The following is a 20,533-nucleotide window of genomic DNA, read 5'->3' as shown; positions in this document are numbered from 1 at the left end:
GGGGAGGGCGTGGAAGAAGGATTCTTCGGCGGTCGTGCCGCCGGTGGAGGCGGCGATGATGGCGGCCAGGGCGAGGGGGGCGAGGGCAATGCCCAATCGGCTGACCGTTGCCTGCAGCGCCGCGGCCGAGCCCGATCGGTCGACCGGCACGGACCCGACCGTCAGCGCGGTCTGGGCGCTCTGGGTCCACAGGGCGCCGAAGCCCACGACGGTTCCGGCGGTCGCATACAGCCACGATTCCGCGCGCACGTCGACGCACCCGCCGAGGAAGACGCCGAACCCGCAGCACAGCAGGCCGAATATCAGCGTCTCCCGCAACGGCACGCCGCGATCCTGCGCCGATCCGGCCAGCACCGCGCCGATGACCATGCCCAGATACATCGGGACCGCGAGGATCAGCGCCGTGGTCGCCGCCCCCTCCGGGCGCCCCGCCACCAGCGTCGCGATGGGCAGCGTATAGGCGACAACGGCCACGTCGCAGGCGAATCCGGCGAGGCAGGCGGCCGTGAACGGCGAAGCGCGAAACAGCCGCACCGGCAACACCGGATCCGGCCGCCGAAACTCCCACCACGCGAAGACCCCCGCCAGCGCCACCGCGGCCGCCAGCGCCGCGAGCACCGGCGTACTGCGCCAACCGATTTCGGACACCCGATAGATCCCGCCGAACAGCACGACCGGCACCGCCGCGCCCAGCAGCATCCCGACCACATCGCGACGCCGCCGACCGGGCGCGGCGGCGGGAACCACCACCCAGCCCGCGACCACCAGCACCACCGCCACCACCGCCGTCAGCAAATACCCTGTGCGCCAACCCGGTCCGGTGACCAGCAAGGCTCCGGACACTCCGCAGACCAGGACCGCCGCCGACTGCACGGCCAGCCACATGCCCACCACCGCGGGTAGCTCGTTCCGGAAGAACAGCCCCGGCAGCACGGCCAGGGCGGTCACGACGAGCGCGGCGATCGCCGTGCCGGTGAGGACGCGCCCGACGACGAACATCACCGGATCGATGGCGAAAGCGGTGATCAGGCAACCGATTACGAGACCGGCGCCACCCGCCAGCAGCATCGGGCGACGCCCGGTGCGATCGCCGATCCGCCCCGCCACCGGCAGGCCCGCAACCGTCAGCAGGCCACCGATCCCGGCCGCGAAACCCGCTGTGCCGGAATTCATCTCGAACTCCTGCTCGACCTGCGCCAGCGCGACGGTGTGCACGGCCGTATCGGCCCCGGGCAGGCACGACAGCAGCGCGACCGCGCACAGCGCCAATCGCCGCCGGTCCCACCGCTGCGCCACCCGGCCGGGCCACACCTGGGTCATCGGAGTGTCGATCGTCGCCAAACGTCCCCTTCCCGAGCATCGGATGTCGTTCGCGGACATCGTGCCGAGTCGATGCGAGAGTGTCGGCGAGGCGCGACCGACCGTTGCTGATCGGTAACCGTTCGTCGCGATGCCGACCTACCTATCCACGAGTGGGAAGCCGGTAGCGTTCGTCGTGCATGAGCCGACAACGTCCATGCCTGCTCGGGCGCAGCGTGTCAAACCGGGTTTTGCATCTCGGAACCTTCCGGCAAGCGCATCCACGATCGGCGTCACCGCCGTAGGTGCTGCTGCACGCTGCGCCCGCAAACGGGCCGGATGTCCCGCCGCGAACTAACCGTGCCGCGCGGCGTCCACTCGCTCGCGCACGGCACCGAGCAATCCGCTGCCGCGCTGTTTCGCCCCGGCGGCCAGATCCGGACCCCGGTCCTTGGCCCGTTCGGCCCACTCCGCACCATGTCCCCGGGCGAGATCGGCCCACTCAGCGCCGTGCTCCCGCGCGACCGCCGCCACTTCCGCACCGTGTTCCCGTGCGGCCCCGGCCCATTCGGGTCCGTGCGCCTTGACGTAGTCCGCCCACTCGCGCCCGTGTGCCTTCACGGACTCGGCCCACTCGGGCCCGTGGGTCTCGAGGTACCCGGCCCACCGCGACCCCTGGGTCTGCGCGGCATCGGCCAGCTCGGTCCCCTTCGTCGCGGCGGCGTCGGCGAGCTGCCGAGTGCGAACCGCGGTGTCGTGCGCGTGTTCTCGCAGCGCACCCGCGGACCCGGCCCCGGCCGCACCGATCGGGAGCGCGGCCCGGACCGCCGCGGTGGAGCGCCGGGCCGCCCGCCGCCCGCGCCACCCCAGCGACGGCTTGCCCTCGGTATCGGCGCCCGCGATCAGCAGACCGCCGAGCAGGCCGAGATCCTTGAGGAATGCGGTGCGTTTGCTCGCCCGGCGCTCCGGATCCTTCTCCGCCCAGAAGTCCTGCTGGGTGACCGTGGCCGGGACCACCGTCGCCGCGAGCACCGTCGCGGCGATCCGCGGCACCTTCCCCAGCGCCAGCAACCCACCGGCGGCCACCTGGGCCGCCGCCGTGGCCCGCACCAGCGTCGCGGGATCCACCGCCGCGTTCGAGGAACCCGAGGAACCCCGCGATACCAGCTCGGTGGCGGTCTGCACCTGCCGGTCGGGATGCAGTAGCGTGTCCACCCCCTGCACGACGAACGTGGACGCGAGCAACGGTCGGGCGAGACGGCGCAGCAGCATCTTCGACCCCTTTGCATCGTGGGACAGGTCGTGGCACGAGCCTCACCAGGCTAACACTGGGCAACGACGCCGGTCGGCCATCGCTGCCACGGTGTTTCGTCAGGGCTTGCGGCCGATACCGGACCAGTACCAGGCGCTGTGCGGATCGCCGACCGCGGTCGGCCCGTCGGTCAGGTCGGGGCGCCAGGCGGCGACCGGAACGAGTCCGGGCTCGACGAGTTCGGTACCGGCGAACAGCGCGAGGGTGTCGTCGTGGCTGCGCGGCTGGAACGTGATGCCGGACGCCTCGGCGGAGGCCGCGACGGCCGCCATCGCCTCGGCATCGAAGTCGGCGGTCGGGTGGGTGATCACGAGGTAGCTGCCCGGCGGCACCGCGTCCAGCAGCGTGGCGATGATGTCGCCGGGCCGGTCGGCGTCGCGGAAGTACATCATGATCGCGACGAGCATGATCGCGACCGGTTCGCTCAGGTCCAGGGTCTCGGTCAGCGCCGGATTCTCCAGGATGCCGCGCGGATCCTCCAGATCGGCATGGATGAAGCGGGTGCGCCCGACCGGAGTGCCCGACATGAGCGCCCGGGCATGGGCCAGCACGATCGGGTCCTTGTCCACGTAGACGATGCGCGCGCCGGGATCGAGGCGCTGGGCCACCTCGTGGGTGTTACCCGCGGCGGGAATGCCCGTCCCGATATCGAGGAACTGGGTGATCCCGGCGTCGGCGACCAGGTAGCGGACCGACCGGGCGAGGAAGGCGCGGTTGGCGCGGGCCATGGTCTTGATCGTGGGTATATGACCGGCGATGACATCACCGAGCGCGCGATCGGCCGGATAGTTGTCCTTACCGCCGAGCCAGTAGTCGTAGACGCGCGCCTCGTGGGCGACGGTGGTGTCGATCTCGATCGGCGCGGCGGGGTCTTCGGTCATATCAGCGTGTCCACAGGTCGGTGTGCTCGGGCCGGTCCGCGAGCAGGGCGGCGATCACGTCGCCGGTGCGCGCGGGCGGGGCGGCGTGCACGCACAGCCGGTCCCAGATCGCATGATAGGCGTCGAGGTCCCCGCGCCGGTCCAGGAATTGGGCACCGGTGGCGTGATTGAGGTGCACGATGTCGCCGAGATCGGCCTCGGCGAAACGGAGCAGGGTGAACGGCACCGCGCTGATGGCCGGACCGCCGATATGGTCGGGCACGATCTGCACGGTCACCTCGGAGCGCTGTGCGACCTGCGCCAGATGTTCGAGTTGATCGCGCCAGATCTCGGTGCCGCCGAACGGGCGGCGCAGCACCGCCTCCTCGATCACCAGCCACAGCTTCGGCGGGACCCGGCGATGCAGCAGGCGCTGCCGCCGCATCAGCAGTTCGACGCGCCGCTGCACGTCGGCGGTCGGCCCCGGCCGCGCGACGGCGGATACCGCGTGCGCGTACGCGGCGGTCTGCAGCAGTTCCGGGATGACGCCCGGGGCGTAGGACCGCACCACCGTGGCGGCGTCCTCGAGGGCGAGGTAGGTGTCGAGCCGCTGCCCGGCGTCGTCGTCGACCTGCCAGCGCCCGGCGCCGTTGGCCCGCTGCGCCAGCCACAGGTAGTCGGCGCGCGCCTCGGGTTCCTCGACCCCGTACAGCGTCAGCAGATCGTCGATATCCATCGCGCGGAACCCGACCCGACCGGCCTCCAGGCGGCTGATCTTGGAATGGGAGGCCCGGATCGCGCGGCCCGCGGCCTGCCCGCTGATCCCCGCGGCCTCGCGCAGCCGCCGCAGCCGCGCCCCCAGCACCAGGCGCAGCAGCGCCGGATCCTCTCCCGGTCCGTCGCCTCCCACGGCACGAGCCGCAACGGCATTGCCATCGACCACGGTTTTCTCCTGTCGGGCTGCGGTATCGCGTCATCGAGTGTGCCACAACGAATTCCACCGCACCGATCGACGGTCGCACGTGCTGCTGCACGTGCACGGGCGCGCTACACTCGATCTAGAACCATCGGCGCCACTATCGAGCAGGGGGATGCCGTGACCGAGCCGGTCGAGACCACATCCCGCATCGGCATAGCGGACGTCACCAGGGAATACGGCATAGATGCCGTCCGGGGGCGGATCGCGCGCCTGCATGCGGCGGGCCAGCACTACGCGGCGCGGGCGATCGAGCAGGAGTTATCCGCCGCCGGATGCCGCCATCCGGCCACGCCCGGCAGCCGGAAAGTCTTGCGCGGTAAGGACGCTCCGCAGGTAGCATAGGCGCCCATGACCGAGGACCGCCGGGCGATCGCGGGCATCGATATCGATACGCCGCACGCCGCCCGAATCTGGAACTACTGGATGGGCGGCGAGGACAACTACCCGTCCGATCGCGCCGCCGGCGATGCGGTGGCCGCGGTGTATCCGGATATCGTGCGGATGGCCAAGCTGTCGCGGGAGTTCCTGGTGCAGGTGGTGAGCTATCTGGCCGGGGAGGCGGGGATCCGCCAGTTCATCGATGTGGGCACGGGTCTGCCGACGATGCAGAACACCCACGAGGTCGCCCAGCAGATCGCGCCCGACTCCCGGATCGTCTACGTCGACAACGACCCGCTGGTGCTCGCGCACGCGCGCGCACTGCTGACCAACACCCGCCCCGAGGGCGTGACCACGTACGTGCACGCCGACTACCACGACCCCGACCTCATCCTCGCCGAGGCCGCCGAGGTGCTCGACTTCACGCGGCCGACGGCGGTGCTGTTCATGGGCGTCCTCGGCTACGAGCCGGACCTCGCCGTGCTGCGCGATCTCACCGCGCGCATGCTCGAACCGCTGTGCGCGGGAAGCTATCTCGTGCTGTGGGACGGCACCGACACCGGCGACGAGGTGGTCGCGGGCAGCGAGAAGCTCGTCCAGTCCGGCGGCGTCCCCTACGTCCTGCGCAGCCCCGACCAGTTGAGCACCTGTTTCGAGGGCCTGGAACTGGTGGCCCCCGGGATGGTTCCCATCACCGACTGGCGCCCGATCCCGGACCGCATCGGAAGCACCGACCCCCTCGACGCCTACGGCGCGGTCGGCCGCAAGCCCTGATCGGCGAGCTGTTCCGCGTCGAGCAAGCGGGCGAGGATTGCCGTCCGCGGGCGGGTGAGAAGCTCCTTCGGCGTGCCGATTTCGGCGATGCGGCCGCGGTCGACGATCGCGAGACGGTCGGCGCGGTCGAGGTGGCTGCGTAGATCGTGGCCGATGGACAGCACCGCGGCGCCCGTGGTTCGCCGGTAGTCGTCGACGCGGTCCAGGATCCGCTGCGCCAGCGGGCGATCCAGGGCGGTCGTGATCTCGTCGCAGACCAGCACCCGTGGACGCGCCAGCAGCGCACGAGCGAGGGCGGCCCGCTGGAGTTGCCCGCCCGACAGCCCGGGGGGATGGCGGATCGCCTGGTCGGCGACGATTCCCAGCTCGGCGAGCAACTCGAGTGCCGCGCGGCGCGCGGTGGTCCGATCGAGCCCGCGCAACCGCACTCCCGTCGCGGCGACCTGATCGACCACCGTGCGACGCGGATCGAACGACGACGCCGACTCCTGCCACACATACTGCACCGCGGCGATCTGCGAGCGAGTCCGCTTGCGCAGCACCGGAAACCGCACCCCATCCACCACCACGTCCCCACCACCCGGGGCGACCAGCCCCGCAATACATCGCGCGATCGTCGACTTCCCCGCCCCCGACACCCCACTGATCCCGAGCAACTCCCCCGCCCGGACCTCGAGCTCAACGTCCCGCAACACCCGCGAACCCTGAAGCACCACAGACACATTCCGCAGCACGAGACCCTTGTTGGACACAGGTTCTCCGGCGGCCCGCCTTGCGGAATCCTCGGCATGGGCCGGGTGCTCCCGGTTCGGCTGCGGCAAGCCGGATTTCGGCCTGTCGTCGGCCTGCGGTTCCGAGAGGTCGGTGAGTCGGCCCGATTCGACGAACAAGGTTCGGTCGCTGATCTGCTGGACCGCGAACTCGTCGTGGGTGATGAGGACGACGGCTTTTCCGGCGTGGCGCAGGCGGATCAGGCTGTCCAGGAGTGCGGCGCGGGCGAGGGAGTCCAGGCCCACGGTGGGCTCGTCGACGACCAGGACATCGGGCGTTCGGGCGAGGACTTGGGCCAACGCGAGACGGGCGCGCTCGCCGCCGGAGAATTCGTGCGGGAATTTGCGCAGCACCGCGTGGAGCGCGTCGCCGTCGAGGTCGAAGGCCGCGGACGAAAGCGCCTGCGCGACAAGGGTGAGACGCCGCGCCCGCGCGTCACGGCGGCCGACCCGGCGGTGCCGCAGGTCCACCAGTTCGCCGAGCGCGGCGCCGATCCGGCGCGCCGGATTCAATGTCGCGGCGGCGCTCTGCGGCAGATAACCGACCCGGACGCCCCCGCCGCGGCAGATATCGCCGGTGACCGTGAGACCCGGCCGGTCGACCCCGGCGAGCGCCGCCGCGATGGTCGTCTTCCCGGCCCCCGAGGGCCCGAACAGCGTGAGGATCCGCCCAGCGTGGATATCGAAACCGATATCCTCGACCAGCACGGCCGCACCGGCACGAACCGTCAGGCCACGGACCGAAATCGCAGGCGCCACAACATCAGTCACGGAGACTCCCCGAGGCGGCGCGGGCGGCTACGGTGCGCGGATCGGCGAGCAGATCGTCACACAGCAGATTGATTCCGACGACGAGCAGCACGATCAATCCGGCGGGCAGCGCGACCGACCACGGCGCGATCGTGAGCGCATCCTTGTTGGCGGCGACCGACACCGCCCAGTCCGTCGAGGTGGTGTCGAAGCCGAGGCCCAGGAAGTTGGCGGAGGCGAGAAAGTAGACGGCGGCGGTGAATCGCACGCCGAGATCGGCCGCGATCGGCCGGATCATCCGGCGCACAGCGTAATTGCCGTACCGATAGCCCCTGCTCTCGCCCTGCATCCGCAGCGCGTCCATCACCGGCCCGTGCACGACGCCGCGGGCCGCCATGCGCACGAACCGGGCGATCGGCGCGATCAGCGCGATCCCGATCGCGCAGGCGATGGCGACGGCCGACCCGCGGGTGCGCAGCGCGGCCACCATGATGATCAGCAGCGACGGCAGGCACAGCAGCACATCGATCGGCCGCATCAGCAGCTCGTCGAGCCACGGTCGCGGCGCCGCGGCGGCGGCAACGCCGATCAGGAAGCCGACGACGTACGCGCCCAGCACCGTCAGCGCGGCGACGACCAGGAACGTGCGCCCACCGGTCAGCGCCGCGGCGAGCACGTCCCGGCCGAGCCGGTCGGTCCCGAACGGCGACCACTGCGACGGCCCGAACGGCGCCTGCCTGCCCTCGGGCGCCGACCGGGCGAGCAGCGGTCCCGCGAACGCGAACATCAGCGGCACAGCGATAAGAGCCGAACACAGCCATCGACGCGGGCTCATGGTCTCGCTCCCATATCCCTCACGCCCCTTCCGCGGAGCGCGGGACCAAGCGCTGCCCGATCAGGTCGATCACCAGGTTGATCCCGATCGCCAGCACCCCCGTGATCGAGACGATCGCGAGAATCACCGGATCGTCCCGGTTCCCGATGGCGCCGATCAGTTCCGACGCGATGCCCGGCATGACGAATACGGCCTCCACGATCAACACCCCCGACAACAGCCCGTCCCCGGTCCGCCCGAGTTCCTGGAGCGCCGGGCCGAGCGCGTTGGGGGCGACGTGCCGCCACAGCAGCGACCTCCGCCCGACGCCGAGACGCTCGGCCTGCGCGATATAGGGCTGCGCCATGACATCGACGACCCCGGCCCGCACCAGGCGCGCCAGCGGCGCGGCCACCCGGGCCACCATCACGGTCAGCGGCAGGATCAGGTATTCGGGCCGGGCGAGGATCGTGCCCGGGTCGGTGCCCAGGAAGGTCGCGGGCACCAGGTCGAGTTCGATCGCGACATAGGTCACCAGCAGCACGGCGAGCACGAAATCCGGCACCGAGTCGAATCCGACACTGGCCGAGGTGATGACGCGATCGCGCCCCGACCCCGGACGCAGCCCCGCCGCGAATCCCGCCGCCGCCGCGGTGGGCACCAGCACCGCCAGCACCAGCACGGCCATCAGCCCGGTCACGAGGAACGGCTCCCCGATCACGCTGCCGACGCTCTCCCCGCTGGCGTAGGACACCCCGAAGTCGCCGGTCACCGCGTGGCCGAGCCAGTGCAGAAACCGTTGCGCCGGTGCGATATCGAGGCCCAGCAGGTGCCGCGCGGCCGCGCGCTGATCCGCGCCGAGGACATCGTTGCTCTGCACATCGGCCGCGTCCCCGGGCAGCAGCAGCGACAGCACGAACACCAGCGCGAGCAGCACCAGCAACTGCCCGGCGCCGATTCCGATGCGGCGCAGCACGAATCGCGCGAACGGTGCCGAAACCACGGACCGGCTACCGGATCCCGACCACGACGCGGTCGTCGCCGTACTGCCAGACGATTCCGGCCTCGGCGAACCCGGCCGCCCGCGCGAAGTCGACATAGTCGTGCGCGGTCGGCCGATCGTGGACCTTGTGCTCGAATCCACCGTCGCGCAACAGAACCAGGTCGGCGAGCTCGGGTGCCTGTTCCACCGCGGCCCACCACGCCGCCCAGTCCTCCCGCTCGCCGGTCCCCCGCCGCCGGGCGCGCCGCGCCGTCATGGCCCGGCCCAGCGCGTCGAGCCGGGGCCCGGCCGGGCCCTCGTAGAGGTGGTCACCGTCGACGAACAGCCCGCCCGGCGCCAACGCTCCGGCACAGGTCGTGATCAACTCGCGCAAGGGGATTCGGTTCATCCAGTGCAGCGCCGTCGTGCTCACGAAGGCATCCGGCGCCCGCTCCAGACCCAGCCGGTCGAGCCAGCCCTCGGCACGCAGATCGGCGTATACCGTCCGGAATCGCGGCGAGCCCAGCGCGAGATCCGCCAGGCCCAGCAGCAGCGGATCGGCATCCACCCCCACGACGGTCGCGGCGGGAAACCGTCGCAGCAGCCGCTCGGACAGCGTCCCGGGTCCGACCCCGAGGTCGACGATCAGCGGGTCGCGACGGTCGAGCAGTTCGTCGAGGACATCGCCGATCACCTCGAACCGCTGCTCGCGGTCGGGCATGTAGTACTCCTGCTGGCGGTCCCAGCGGTCGATCCAGTAGCGCGCCCGCGCCGCATCCAGCACCACGCCGGTCGTCATCGCGCCACCACCTTGTCGAAACGCGCCCAGTCGTGCGAATTGGGTACGGCCGCCGGTGTATTCCGGAAACTCTCCCGGGCGGCGCTGTTCCAGTTCGTGATGCCGAAGAAGACGAATCCGCCGCGGTCATAGAGTATTTCGTGCATCGTGCGATAGATCGCCGCGCGCCCCTCCTGGGTCGGCGTCGCCTGCGCCCGGGCGTACAGCGCGTCGAATTCGGCATCGGACCACTTCGTCCGATTCTGCGGCGACCCGGTCAGCAGGCGGGAGGCGAAGTGATTGGGGATCGACAGCGGACCGGACTGGCCCATCGTGAGCTGACCGGTGTTCAACGCGTCGGTGTAGTAGCTGTCCTTCGATCCGAGAACGACATTCACCCGCACCCCGCAGCGCGCGGCCTGCTCGGCGAAAAGCCTTGCCGCTTCGACGAATCCATGCGCCACGGGAGCGGTGAACAGATCGAACGACAGATCGCGGACCCCGGCCTTGCGCAGCAGCCGCCCCACCTCGTCGGGGTCGTAGTCGTGCTGCGGCAGCTCCGCGTAGTACTGGTAGCCCTTGCCGAACACGTCGTTGGCGATATCGCCCTGCCCCTCCAGCGCCACCTTGACCAGCTCCGCACGATCGACCATGCGCATCACCGCGCGCCGCACGTCCGGGTTGTCGAACGGCGGCCGGTCGGTCTTCATGGCGAAGAAGTAGATTCCGCTGTTCGGCGTCGCCTCGAGCGAGATACCCTGCCGATTCTGCAATGTCCGGGCCGCCGACGGCGTGAGATTGTCGGCGTAGTCGACCTGGCCGCTCTGCACGGCCGCCAGCCGCGCATCGGATTCGGCGCTGACGATCCGCAACCGCCGGACCGCCGGTGCGCCGTCCCAGTAGTGCTCGTAGGCCGCGGCGCCGAAGTCCCGCCCGGCCTCGAACGATTCGAAGACGAACGGCCCCGTGCCCACCGGACGCGAGAAGTCGACGGCACCGTCCTGGACGATCTTCGTCCCGTACGCCGACAGGGCCAGCGGAAACTCGAAATCCGGCTTCCGCAGCGCGATCTCGACCGTCGTATCGTCGACGGCCCGGCACTGCGGCAGGTCGACCTGATCGAGCGTGGAGGCGGCGATGAACGGCCGCCGCTGCGGCGGCCCGAGCACCCGCGACACCGTGTACAGCACGTCCCGGGCGGTGAACTTCTTGCCGTCGTGCCAGCGCGCGTCGCGCAGCGGGATCCGCCACCGCGTGCCGTCGGCGTTCGGCTCGGCCGCGACGGCCAAGCGCGGAATCGGCCGCATCGCCCCGTCGATCTCGAACAATCCGTCGTAGATCGCCTTCATCCGCGCCTCGTCGACGAACAGCGTATTCACGCCGGGATCGATGCCCTCACCGGCACCGGAACCCTGGAATGCGGCGGTGAACGTCTCGACATCTGCGGCCGGGCGACCGCCGCAGCCCGCCGCCAGCGCTCCCGCGGCGGCGATCCCGCCCAGTAGGAAACCACGCCGACTCACCCCGGGCGCCACCATCGACCGCACGTCCGACTCCCTCGCGTCTGGCACCTCACGCGACGAAAGACGTGCACAAACGAGCCGCCGGGGCGGCTCACTCGGCGCATCGACCATTTCCACGTGATCATGACCGTTCCAGTACCTCACCCGCAGGTATCTGGCTCCGGCTCGCGGACGAACCTCACAGTTGCGGGACAGCGCCGGATTTCCACCGGACTTCCCTGCGGGCACGCGACATACTACGGGAGGTGAGTGTTTCCGCCCCGGGGGGATGACGATGAATTCGATATCGCGACGCCTTGCCGCACTGCGCGGTTCGGGGCCGGGCGGGGTTCTTCTCGTCGCGATGGCCGCGGCCGGGCTGACGCTGGTCCTCGATGTCGCGGCGCTGATCCGCGTGCGGCTCGGCGGTCCGGCGGCGGCCTTCCCGGGCGACACGTACGGCGGCGACGCCGAACTCCTGTGGCCGTGGACGGTGACCGCGCTGACCGCGCTGGCGGTATTCGCCGCTGTACTCGGGGTGCTGGCGTGGTGGCTCACCCGCACGCGAGGACCGGCGCTCGTCGCGCTCGGCCTGACCGCGCTGCCGCTCCTCGGGGTCGCGCTGGTCCTGCAGGGGGTGTCCCCGCTCATGTACGACACCACCTGTTCGATCTGCGATGCCGTCACCTACCGACGCGCCTCCGGCCCCACGGGTTACCCACCGGCGCGCGCGACACTGCTGGCACTCACGGCCGTAGGTATCGTCGCGGCGGTAGCAGCAGCCTGCTCCCCCGCGACAACCCGCCGAATCCGCGCCACCGCCACCCCGACCGACCGGCCCCCACACACCGCCACCCCAACCGACCGGCCCCCACACACCGTCACCCCGATCGACCAGCCACCGCACACCGCCACCGTCGCCGGTTACGCGCTGACCGCGTTCGCGGCATGCGCGGCATCGCTGTCGGTCACCACCGCGCTGATCGCCGCCACGGCCCGAAAGCACACCTACAGCCGCGGATTCGTGCCGCTCCCGGCCGACGAGCGGGCGGTCGGCTTCGCGGCCGCCGGGCTCACGCTCGCCGTCGCGGCCGGAACCCTCTGGTATGCGCGGCGATTGCGGCAGGGGCGAGGCGGCGCCGCGATGCTCACGCTCTCGGGGCTGGGCACGGCGGGATGGCCCGTACTGGCGATCGCATTGCTGATCTCGACGCCGAAGGGTGGTGTGGTGCCCAGCGGATGGTGGGTCGAGGCCAACCCACCGTGGGTGCGGGAAGTACACGGGCTGTTCGCCTGGGCCGCGGTAGCAGCGTTGATCCCCGCCGTGGTCACGGTGCTGTGGCCGCCCACCCTGCGGTGGATGACCCGACCCGAACGACATTCTCGGACACCTTGAACATCAACTCCGGAGCACCTGCTCCGGCATCTCCACTCGGACACCTCGAGCGTCAGCCCCGAACACCTGCTCCGGCATCTCCATTCGGACACCTCGAGCGTCAGCCCCTGAGCGCCTGGTGTGGCGTCTCCCATGCGATGGGGTCGACGGTGAGCCACGGGGCCGCGGCGACGGCGGTCGGGGTCATACCGGCGAAGGACACGACCTCGCGGTGCAGGTGGGGCTGGTCGGCGTAGCCGCATTCGGCCGCCACCGCCGCGGCGCCGTGGCCCCGGGCGAGGCGACGCGCCGCGTGATCGAAGCGGACCAGCCGGGCGGCGCGCTTGGGCGTGAGGCCGAGCTGCGACCGGAACCGCGACCACAGCCGCTGTCGGCTCCATCCCGTCTCCTCCGCCAGCCGCTCGACCCGGATCCGGCCCCGGCTCGACACCACCCGCCGCCAGGCGTAGGCGACCTCCGGGTGCACGGCCCGGCCCGCGTCCTGTCGCCGCGCCAGCGCGTCCCGCGCGATCGCGAACCGCGCCTCCCACGATTCGGCGGCGTGCAGCTTCTCGTGCATCCGCCCGGCCTCGCGGCCCCACAGATCCTCGAGCGCGACCACGGTGCCGCCCAATGGCGAACCGGCGCCGAGGATTCCGTGGGCGACCACCGGCGACAGCCGGATCTGCAGCAGGTCGACGGTCCGCCCGGACCCGCGGATGCTGCCGGGCGCCAGGCCGACGACGACGCCGCCACCCTGCTGTCGGCCGCCGATCTCGTCGACGAGCAGCGAATCGCCGAAATCGAGGAACATCGTGAGCGCCGGATACGGGACCATCCGCAGCTCCACGGCCCCCTCCGCCCGCCCGCGGAATCCGGCCATGCTGACCCCGCGCCGGTGGCTCGACGGCGCCGGGACCGCGATATCCACCAGAGCCCCGGCCACGCGCACCGGCTCGACAGGTCGCATAGCGCCATTTTACGAGCCCGGTGCGGCGCAATCGTTCTCGAAGCTACGCCGCAAGGCCGCGTCCAGCTCCCGCACCAGCTCGCCGACGCGGCGGCCTCCGCTCGGCGCGTGCGGGTAGCGGAGCAGGACGCTCACGACGACCGGCGTGGCGAAAGCTGTTGCCCGCTCGATGTATCGATCGCCGATGCGGTGATCGTCGCCCGCGTCGAGTTCGAAGGCTCGTGCCGCGTGGGCGGCCGGGCCCAGAATGTGCAGAACCTGCGTCGCCCTGGCCAGCGGGTGCAGGTATGCCGCACTCGCCGCGGCGACGGCGGCGCGCGCGGCCTCGCTCGCCGCGGCCTGCCCGGCATCGCGGGTCTCCCGATAGGCCCGCTGCGCCGCCCACGCGCGGTCGCGGATCAGCTTGGATCGCCGGGCTCCCTCCGCGAACTCCCGCGCCGCATCGATCGCGGCACGCGGGCGCTCGTCGCCGGGCCGTTCCCGGTCGAACAGCGCCACCGCGGGCGCCGCGCAGGCCACGGCACAGCGCGCGATCTCGCGCAGTTCGTCCATGCCGAGTTCGATCTCGTTGCCCGCAGTCATGACCTCAACGCTATCGTTGAAGGTTCGGTTGGCAGTTTCTCGGAAATATCCCCAGTCGATCCGGCCATAACCTTCAAAGCACGGAGCTACCGGAGGCGGGCAAGGCGGCGTGCCAGGTACCGGCTGTCGGGGCCGACGCCGTGCAGCGTTCCCGATAGGATGTTGCGCTGATACTCCAGGCCGAGGAACGCCAGCCCCGGATGGGCGCGGGACAGTCCGTTGCGGTGCGCGGGCAGCCCGGCATCGTCGAACTCGACCAGATCGCGCAGGTGCCGCAGGGCGGGCCGGTATCCGGTGGCGAGCACGACGGCGTTCACGTCCGCCTCGCGCCCGTCCGGCCAGCGCAGCACGGAACCGTCTGCGGCGCAGAACATCTCCCGCGCCTCGGGCATCCCACTGTCGATGGCCCGGCGGTAGCCGCCGGTGTCGATGACCGGAATCGTGCCGGGGTGGAAGAACCGCCCGACCGGCAGCCTCGAGGCGGCCGACACCACGCGCCAGAAGCGCGAGTCCGGCGGAATCGGCTCGGTGGTCGCATAGCGGATGGGCGTACGGCAGGCGAGAATCACCTCGCCGACGGACGCGATCTCCACCGCGATCTGCACCGCGGAATTGCCGGAACCGACAACGACGACGCGGCGACCGGCGAACGCCTCGGGCGCGCGATAGTCGGCCGCGTGCAGCACCTGCCCCGAATACCCTTCCAGCGCAGCGATTTCCGGACGGTACGGATTGGCGAAGCCGCCGGTGGCCGAGACCACCACGGGTGCGGAGAATTCCGCACCCGCGGCGGTGCGGACGTAATACCAGGCCCCGTCGCGGACGACCGAGACGACCTCCTGCCCGGTATGCACATCACCGTCGATAGCGGCCGCGCAGCCCCGGAGGTAGTCGGCGACCTCGTCGCGTCCCGGATATCGGTGCGGATCGCCCGGAAACGGCCGTCCGGGAAGCCCGTTCAGCCACGCGGGCGTGAACAGCCGCAGGCTCTCGTAGTAGTGCGGCCAGGATCCCGCGGTGTCCGAACCGGATTCGAGCACCACCGGCCGGAATCCGTTGTCCTGCAGGGCCGATGCCGCGGAGATCCCCGCCTGACCCGCACCGATCACAATTGCTGGCGTACTCATGGCGAACTCGATGGTGACATCCGGCCCAGCGTACGCCAAGCGAATTTCGGTGCCGTGCTACTCGTCCGGAAGCGGGCGGCGCAGCTCGGTGACGGCGATGCGGGCGGCCTCGGTGATGGCGGCGTCGGCGACCGGCAGGATCGGGTCCGCGCGAGCCGCGCGCGTGAACACGGCCACCGCGACGGGATACTCGCCGGGGAACTCCACCACCGCGACCTCGTTGCGAATGGCCCCGATGGTGCCGGTCTTGCCCGCGACGCAGACCCCGCGATGCGGGAACGAGGCGGAGATCCGATGCGGCCATATCTGCTGGCGCATAACGGATTTCACGAAATCGGTCTGCTCCGCAGACAGCACGTCTCCGGCCCACACCGCGCACAGGAAGCGCGTCATCTCCTCCGGTGTCGTCGCGCTGGCGAAGGCGGGATCGTAGGCCGACACCGACCATGCCTCGTCGTTGTCGGCCAGCGCGGCGAATGCCTCCGCGGTGGTGTGGGTGTCGGTGTCGCGGACCAGGCTGCGGTGCAGATCGGCGGTGCCGCCCACGACCTGCGTCTCGGTGAGGCCGATCTCGGCGAGCAACTCCTCCACCGCCCCGAGACCGATCTCGCCGAGCAGCACGTCGGCGGCGGCGCTGTCGGACACCGTCATCATCGACGTCGCCAGGTCGCGCCGGCTCAGCGTGACCGGATCGTGCAGCGCCGCAATGCCGGTCGGCCCCGGCGTGCAGTCGGAGGGCCGCACGGTCAGGTGCGCCGTGGGATCGATCCGCCCGGCATCGACCCGGCGGCAGAACGCCACCACCAGCGGCAGCTTGTACACCGAGGCCATCACCACACGCGACCGGCCGCCGACCGAGATCTCCGCGCCGGGATCCCCGCACCGGCGCGCGTGCAGCCAGCCGGTACAGCCCGCGTCGGCGAAGACGGCGCGAATCCTTTGCGCCGCCGCCGAACCGGCATCTCCCGGCGTCTCGGCACCCCGCCTCACCGCAGGCGCTCCCGATACAGCACCCCGTCCATCGCCGCGGCGGGCGCATCGGCATTCGCGCGGCGAACGACCCTGACCCGCAACGCGATTGCCTGCGGCGCCAGCCGCACCCACGCCACCCCCGGCGTCGTGGCGGGCGGCGTCGCGGTCAACCCGAAGCTCGTCCCCGAGGCGACCGCGGCGAGCAGGGTGCGGTCGTCCGGCGCCGACACGGTCGGCGCGTCCACGCCGCGTTCGCGCAGCAGGTCGATCACGGTGTCGAAGGCGGGCGGATTGGCCGAGCGCGGCGGATGCGCGAAGGTCAGGCCGCCGAGCATCGGGAATGTGGGGCGATCGGCGGTGGCGCTGCGGTGCTCCGACGGCACCACCAGCCACCGCGGCAGCTTGACCACGGGCCCGGCCGTGAGCCCGTCGACCAGGGCGGGATGCTCGATCACCGCCAGGTCGTACAGGCCCGCGCGGACATCGGAGACCAGGTCGACGGTCGTGCCCACCGCGGTCGACACCGCCCCGTCCGCACCGACGGCGGCGCGCAGCGCGGTCACTCCGGCGGTCACCACCCGGTCGGGCAGCGCCGCGGTCGCGCCCCAGTGCACGGTCCCCCGGGCGTTGGCGATGCGGTGCGATTCGGCCAGCAATTGTTCGGCGTCGTCGACGAGCAGCCGGGCGCGCGGGAGCAGGCGCAGCCCCGCCGCGGTGAGCACCGCGCCCTGCCGCGTGCGGTGGATGAGTTCGACGCCCAGGTGGCCCTCCAGCCGCCGCAGTCCCTGCGACAGCGGCGGCTGGGTCATGTCCAGCGCGGTCGCCGCCCGGCCGAAGTGCCCTTCGTCCGCCACGGCGACGAAGAAGCGGAGGTGGCGGATCAGGTCCATGCCGTCATTGAACCAGCAGCGCCCGGCAACGCCTGTTCATGGGCTTGCACCTGCGGAGATATCGAACCCGACTCGTCCGGGCAGGGATCCGATATTGGCGTGCGCCACCGCGTCGATGATGTCCTGCGGCGGTGAAATTCTCTGCATTCCCCCTCCGGCGGTTGCTCGCCGCCGCGCTGGCCGCGACCGCGCTGTCGGTCACCGCGGCGTGCGATTCCGGCACCGCGGAGCCGAACCCCCCGGCCGTCGCACCGGCCGCGGCCTTCACCGATCTGGAGACTCGCCACGGCGCGCGGCTCGGCGTGTTCGCCGTCGACACCGGCAACGGCCGCACCGTCGCCACCCGGGAGGGTGAGCGCTTCCCCATGGCCTCCACGTTCAAGGGCCTGGCCTGCGGCGCCCTGCTGCACGCACATCCGCTGTCGTCGGGGTACTTCGATCAGGTGATCCGTTATCCCGCAATCGATCTCGTCGAGAACTCGCCGGAGACCGAGAAGCATGTCGACACCGGGATGACCGTCGCCGAACTGTGCCACGCCGCGATCACCCAGTCCGACAACACCGCCGGTAACCAGATCCTGAAACTCCTCGGCGGTCCGGCCGGTTTCACCGCGTTCCTGCGCTCCCTCGGCGACACCACCTCGCGCCTGGACCGCTGGGAAACCGAGTTGAACACCGCGATTCCGGGCGACGAGCGCGACACCACCACACCCGCCGCGCTGGCCGCCGACTACCGGGCCCTCGTCCTCGGCGATGCCCTGGCCGCACCCGAGCGCGAGCAGCTGCGCGCGTGGCTGCTCGCCAATACCACCGGCGGCAAACGCATCCGGGCCGGGCTGCCCGCCGACTGGCAGGTCGGCGACAAGACCGGGTCCCCCGCCTACGGCGGTGCCCTCGATGTCGCCATCGCGTGGCCGCCGGACCGCGCGCCCCTCGTCATCGCCGTCCTCACCGCCAAGCCCGACCAGCACGCCCGGCCCGACAACGAGCTGGTCGCCGCCGCCACCCGCGAAGCCGTTGCGGCACTGGGGGTTACGCCCGCAAAGTGACGATCCGAGAACTCGCCTACGTCCCCACCCCGCATCCCTGAGTGAGGTGTCCGGTTCAGTACAGGTCGACCCCGTCCCACAGGCGCCGGACCGGGCAGGGGTCGTCGACCGCGGTAGGCTCGAGGTCCAGCCGCATCGTGGTCCTGCGGCCCGGTTCGTAGCGCGGCCAGTCGACTCGGCCCGTCGTGACGAACCGCACCCACGTGCGGTGCACGAGGTCGGCCAGCTGCCGCGGCGGGTTCGGACCGGTGACCCAGTGCATTCGCGGATCCGCCAGCTGGTCGAAGACGAACGGGACCTCCAGGAAGTGGCACGATCCGAGCTGTCCGTCGAACTGCGGTGAGCGCCAGGTGAATTCGTACATGTAGGTGGCGGCCGGTGCGGTGGCGCGGGCGTCGGCCAGGCGTATGCCGGGGATGGTGTAGAACCAGTCGGCCTGCAGGATCGCCAGCAGCGCACCGGGATCGGCGCCCGGGTAGGCCGCGCGGTAGGCGGGCAGCGCCCGGTCGACGGGCAGCCGGTACAGCCGCATGGCGGTGGCGAGTTCCGCTTCGCTCACCGACGCGAGGCTGCGGAACGGCACCAGCGACAGCCGCCCTTCTTCTCCGTTGTGGCCGAGCAGCACGTCCACCTCGGGGCCGACGGCGTCGATGGCCTTCTCCGGCAGGGTCGCGCCGTCCACAGTGCACCGCCACATGTTGATCCGGCACCCCGGTTCGCCACCCCACCGCTGCGGATCCGGCTGCCGCGCAAGCTCACTCATGACCGCGGCCTGCGCGGCGAGCATCCGCTCGACACCGGCCGCCGCGACGGCTTCGCGCGTCGGCGCCACCCCGAGCGTCGCGACGAAACGCCGCCCGATCTCGCGGGCGGCCTCGGCGGAATAGCAGATATTGCCCGCCCCGCTCTCCATGATCGCGCGGCGGAACAGCCCCCGCGCGCGCGGCATCGCCAGCAGGCTGCCGATGGCCATCGCCCCGGAGGACTGACCCGCGACGGTCACGTTGCCGGGATCGCCGCCGAACTCCGCGATGTTGTCGCGCACCCACTCCAGGGCCGAAATCTGGTCCAGCAGGCCGACATTGGCCACACCGTCGTCGAGGTACAGGAACCCCTCGGCACCCAGCCGGTAGTTGATCGCGACGAGCACCACGCCGTCGCGGGCGAAGGCGCTGCCGTCGTAGAGCCCGTTGCTCCCGGTGTCGAAGCCGCCGCCGTGGATCCACACCATGACCGGCAGGCCCGCCGCGCCCGGATCGGGGGTCCAGATGTTGAGGTTGAGATAGTCCGCACCGGGGACCGGCGGTGCGAAGAAATCCAGCGGCGGCGGTGCCACCGCCTGCGGCGCGGTGGGGCCGAGCGCGAGCGCGTCGCGCACCCCCGCCCAGGGCTCGACCGGGCGCGGCGGCAGGAAGCGGTCGACGCCCTGCGGCGGCGCGGCATAGGGCACCCCCTTGAAGACGTGGACGCCGCCGGACATGGTCCCGCGCACCCGCCCGGCCCGCGTCGTGACGATCGACTCGCCCGACCGACCGCCACCGCATCCGGTCGCGGCCAGACCGGCCAGTGCGGATGCCGCGGCGACGCCGCGGAGAAATCCCCTGCGGTTCAACATTTTTCAGCTCCTCGGATCAAACCTACGCCGTAGGTTTCAGGATCGACGGTATAACCTACGATGTAGGTTTGACAAGAAGGGAGCGTGAACGTGGCCGGGCGCACACAGGGCACCGCGGCGGGCCTGACCCGCGCGCGCATCGCGGCCGCCGCCGTCGCACTCGTCGACCGCGACGGCCTCGACCGGTTCGGCGTGCGGCGGCTGGCGGACGAACTCGGGGTCGATCCGATGTCGATCTACAACCACGTCAAGGGCAAGTCGGCCCTGCTGGACGCGGTATCCGAGGCGGTCCTCACCGAGATGGCGGCCGACCTCGACGACGCGCCCCGCCACTGGGAGGAGATCGCCCGCTCGACCGCGCACAGCTACCGGGCGATGGCCTACCGCCACCCCCGGGTCTTCCCCCTGCTGGCCACGCGGCCGCAGAACTCCCCCGTGGCCCTCGCCGCCCTGGAGCACCTGGTCACCGCGATGCGCGCGGCCGGTCTCCCCGACCGGGTGGTCGCCGACGCCCCCCTGACCCTGTTCGGCTTCCTCAACGGCTACCTGCTCGCAGTCCTCAACGGCGACCCGTCCGCCACCCCCGCCATCGACCCCGCCCGGTACCCCACCATGGCCGCCCTCACCCCTCTCACCGACTTCGGCTCCGCCCCCGAATTCGACCGCATGCTGAACACCGTCCTCACCGGGATTCGAGCCCGATCGGCTCCCAGCGGGCCTTGATGTGACCGTGTCAGGTCGGCGTCAGGGCGATA

General features: G+C 71.3%; 20 protein-coding genes and 1 riboswitch. Of the genes, 5 read left to right on the top strand and 15 right to left on the bottom strand.

The window, feature by feature from the left end; translation table 11 throughout:
- The 4 genes from QH290_RS32490 to QH290_RS32475 form a co-directional block, all read right to left on the bottom strand.
- On the bottom strand, positions 1-1,320 hold a 1,320-nt coding region (locus QH290_RS32490; protein ID WP_280387083.1), incomplete at its 3' end, for an MFS transporter.
- Between the two features lie 333 nt (positions 1,321-1,653).
- Entirely contained in the window at positions 1,654-2,571 is a 918-nt protein-coding gene (locus tag QH290_RS32485) for a DoxX family membrane protein (RefSeq protein WP_280387081.1), read from the bottom strand.
- A 99-nt stretch (positions 2,572-2,670) separates the two neighbouring features.
- Entirely contained in the window at positions 2,671-3,492 is an 822-nt protein-coding gene (locus QH290_RS32480; protein WP_280269964.1) for an SAM-dependent methyltransferase, read from the bottom strand.
- 1 nt (position 3,493) lies between these two features.
- On the bottom strand, positions 3,494-4,414 hold the full coding sequence (locus QH290_RS32475; protein ID WP_280269963.1) for a helix-turn-helix domain-containing protein: 921 nt from the start codon (positions 4,412-4,414) through the stop codon (positions 3,494-3,496).
- Positions 4,415-4,567: 153 nt separating this feature from the next.
- Here QH290_RS32475 and QH290_RS32470 point away from each other — a divergent pair, with 153 nt between their 5' ends.
- Positions 4,568-4,792 carry a hypothetical protein gene (locus QH290_RS32470; protein WP_280269962.1) on the top strand — a complete coding sequence of 75 codons (225 nt, stop codon included), beginning with the start codon at positions 4,568-4,570 and terminating at the stop codon, positions 4,790-4,792.
- Positions 4,793-4,798: 6 nt separating this feature from the next.
- The gene (locus QH290_RS32465) at positions 4,799-5,602 is read left to right on the top strand and encodes an SAM-dependent methyltransferase (protein ID WP_280269961.1); all 804 of its coding nucleotides are present in this window, start codon (positions 4,799-4,801) and stop codon (positions 5,600-5,602) included.
- Here the strand turns inward: QH290_RS32465 and QH290_RS32460 are convergent.
- The 5 genes from QH290_RS32460 to QH290_RS32440 are packed head-to-tail and all read right to left on the bottom strand — an operon-like array spanning position 5,575 to position 11,234.
- Positions 5,575-7,143 carry an ABC transporter ATP-binding protein gene (locus QH290_RS32460; RefSeq protein ID WP_280387079.1) on the bottom strand — a complete coding sequence of 523 codons (1,569 nt, stop codon included), beginning with the start codon at positions 7,141-7,143 and terminating at the stop codon, positions 5,575-5,577. The two genes, QH290_RS32465 and QH290_RS32460, sit on opposite strands and share 28 nt — an antisense overlap.
- Complete coding sequence (locus QH290_RS32455; RefSeq protein ID WP_280269959.1) at positions 7,136-7,957, bottom strand: ABC transporter permease; 822 nt, start codon at positions 7,955-7,957, stop codon at positions 7,136-7,138. Before QH290_RS32455 ends, QH290_RS32460 begins: the two co-directional genes overlap by 8 nt.
- Before the next feature lie 19 nt (positions 7,958-7,976).
- Complete coding sequence (locus QH290_RS32450) at positions 7,977-8,939, bottom strand: ABC transporter permease (RefSeq protein WP_280269958.1); 963 nt, start codon at positions 8,937-8,939, stop codon at positions 7,977-7,979.
- Positions 8,940-8,946: 7 nt separating this feature from the next.
- Positions 8,947-9,717 carry a class I SAM-dependent methyltransferase gene (locus tag QH290_RS32445; RefSeq protein ID WP_280269957.1) on the bottom strand — a complete coding sequence of 257 codons (771 nt, stop codon included), beginning with the start codon at positions 9,715-9,717 and terminating at the stop codon, positions 8,947-8,949.
- A complete protein-coding gene (locus QH290_RS32440; RefSeq protein WP_280387088.1) occupies positions 9,714-11,234 on the bottom strand; it encodes an ABC transporter substrate-binding protein in 1,521 nt (506 codons plus the stop codon). Before QH290_RS32440 ends, QH290_RS32445 begins: the two co-directional genes overlap by 4 nt.
- A 113-nt stretch (positions 11,235-11,347) precedes the next feature.
- Positions 11,348-11,464, bottom strand: a riboswitch (cobalamin riboswitch).
- A gap of 29 nt (positions 11,465-11,493) precedes the next feature.
- Between QH290_RS32440 and QH290_RS32435 the strand changes: the two genes are divergently transcribed.
- Positions 11,494-12,594 carry a hypothetical protein gene (locus QH290_RS32435; protein ID WP_280387077.1) on the top strand — a complete coding sequence of 367 codons (1,101 nt, stop codon included), beginning with the start codon at positions 11,494-11,496 and terminating at the stop codon, positions 12,592-12,594.
- A gap of 100 nt (positions 12,595-12,694) precedes the next feature.
- Here QH290_RS32435 and QH290_RS32430 read toward each other — a convergent pair whose 3' ends face one another.
- The 5 genes from QH290_RS32430 to QH290_RS32410 form a co-directional block, all read right to left on the bottom strand.
- On the bottom strand, positions 12,695-13,543 hold the full coding sequence (locus tag QH290_RS32430; RefSeq protein ID WP_280387075.1) for a helix-turn-helix transcriptional regulator: 849 nt from the start codon (positions 13,541-13,543) through the stop codon (positions 12,695-12,697).
- Between the two features lie 9 nt (positions 13,544-13,552).
- Positions 13,553-14,125 (bottom strand): putative immunity protein, encoded by a 573-nt coding sequence (locus tag QH290_RS32425; protein WP_280269954.1) that lies wholly within the window; start codon positions 14,123-14,125, stop codon positions 13,553-13,555.
- An 86-nt stretch (positions 14,126-14,211) separates the two neighbouring features.
- The gene (locus QH290_RS32420; protein ID WP_280387073.1) at positions 14,212-15,252 is read right to left on the bottom strand and encodes a flavin-containing monooxygenase; all 1,041 of its coding nucleotides are present in this window, start codon (positions 15,250-15,252) and stop codon (positions 14,212-14,214) included.
- A 57-nt stretch (positions 15,253-15,309) separates the two neighbouring features.
- Positions 15,310-16,242 carry a serine hydrolase gene (locus tag QH290_RS32415; protein ID WP_280269952.1) on the bottom strand — a complete coding sequence of 311 codons (933 nt, stop codon included), beginning with the start codon at positions 16,240-16,242 and terminating at the stop codon, positions 15,310-15,312.
- Positions 16,239-17,114: a LysR family transcriptional regulator gene (locus tag QH290_RS32410; protein WP_280269951.1), complete on the bottom strand. Its 876-nt coding sequence runs from the start codon at positions 17,112-17,114 to the stop codon at positions 16,239-16,241. The genes QH290_RS32415 and QH290_RS32410 overlap by 4 nt, the downstream gene beginning before the upstream one ends.
- A 131-nt stretch (positions 17,115-17,245) precedes the next feature.
- On the opposite strand from QH290_RS32410, the gene bla reads away from it, so the two are divergent.
- A complete protein-coding gene (gene bla, locus QH290_RS32405; RefSeq protein WP_280387071.1) occupies positions 17,246-18,163 on the top strand; it encodes a class A beta-lactamase in 918 nt (305 codons plus the stop codon).
- Positions 18,164-18,218: 55 nt separating this feature from the next.
- Here the strand turns inward: bla and QH290_RS32400 are convergent, their stop codons facing one another.
- A complete protein-coding gene (locus tag QH290_RS32400) occupies positions 18,219-19,778 on the bottom strand; it encodes a carboxylesterase/lipase family protein (protein WP_280387070.1) in 1,560 nt (519 codons plus the stop codon).
- A gap of 90 nt (positions 19,779-19,868) precedes the next feature.
- On the opposite strand from QH290_RS32400, the gene QH290_RS32395 reads away from it, so the two are divergent.
- Entirely contained in the window at positions 19,869-20,501 is a 633-nt protein-coding gene (locus QH290_RS32395; RefSeq protein ID WP_280387068.1) for a TetR/AcrR family transcriptional regulator, read from the top strand.
- Positions 20,502-20,533: the final 32 nt, after the last annotated feature.

The sequence above is a fragment of the Nocardia wallacei genome (genome assembly GCF_029869545.1).
Taxonomy (GTDB): domain Bacteria; phylum Actinomycetota; class Actinomycetes; order Mycobacteriales; family Mycobacteriaceae; genus Nocardia; species Nocardia wallacei_A.
This window is presented reverse-complemented; position numbering and strand designations above follow the sequence as displayed.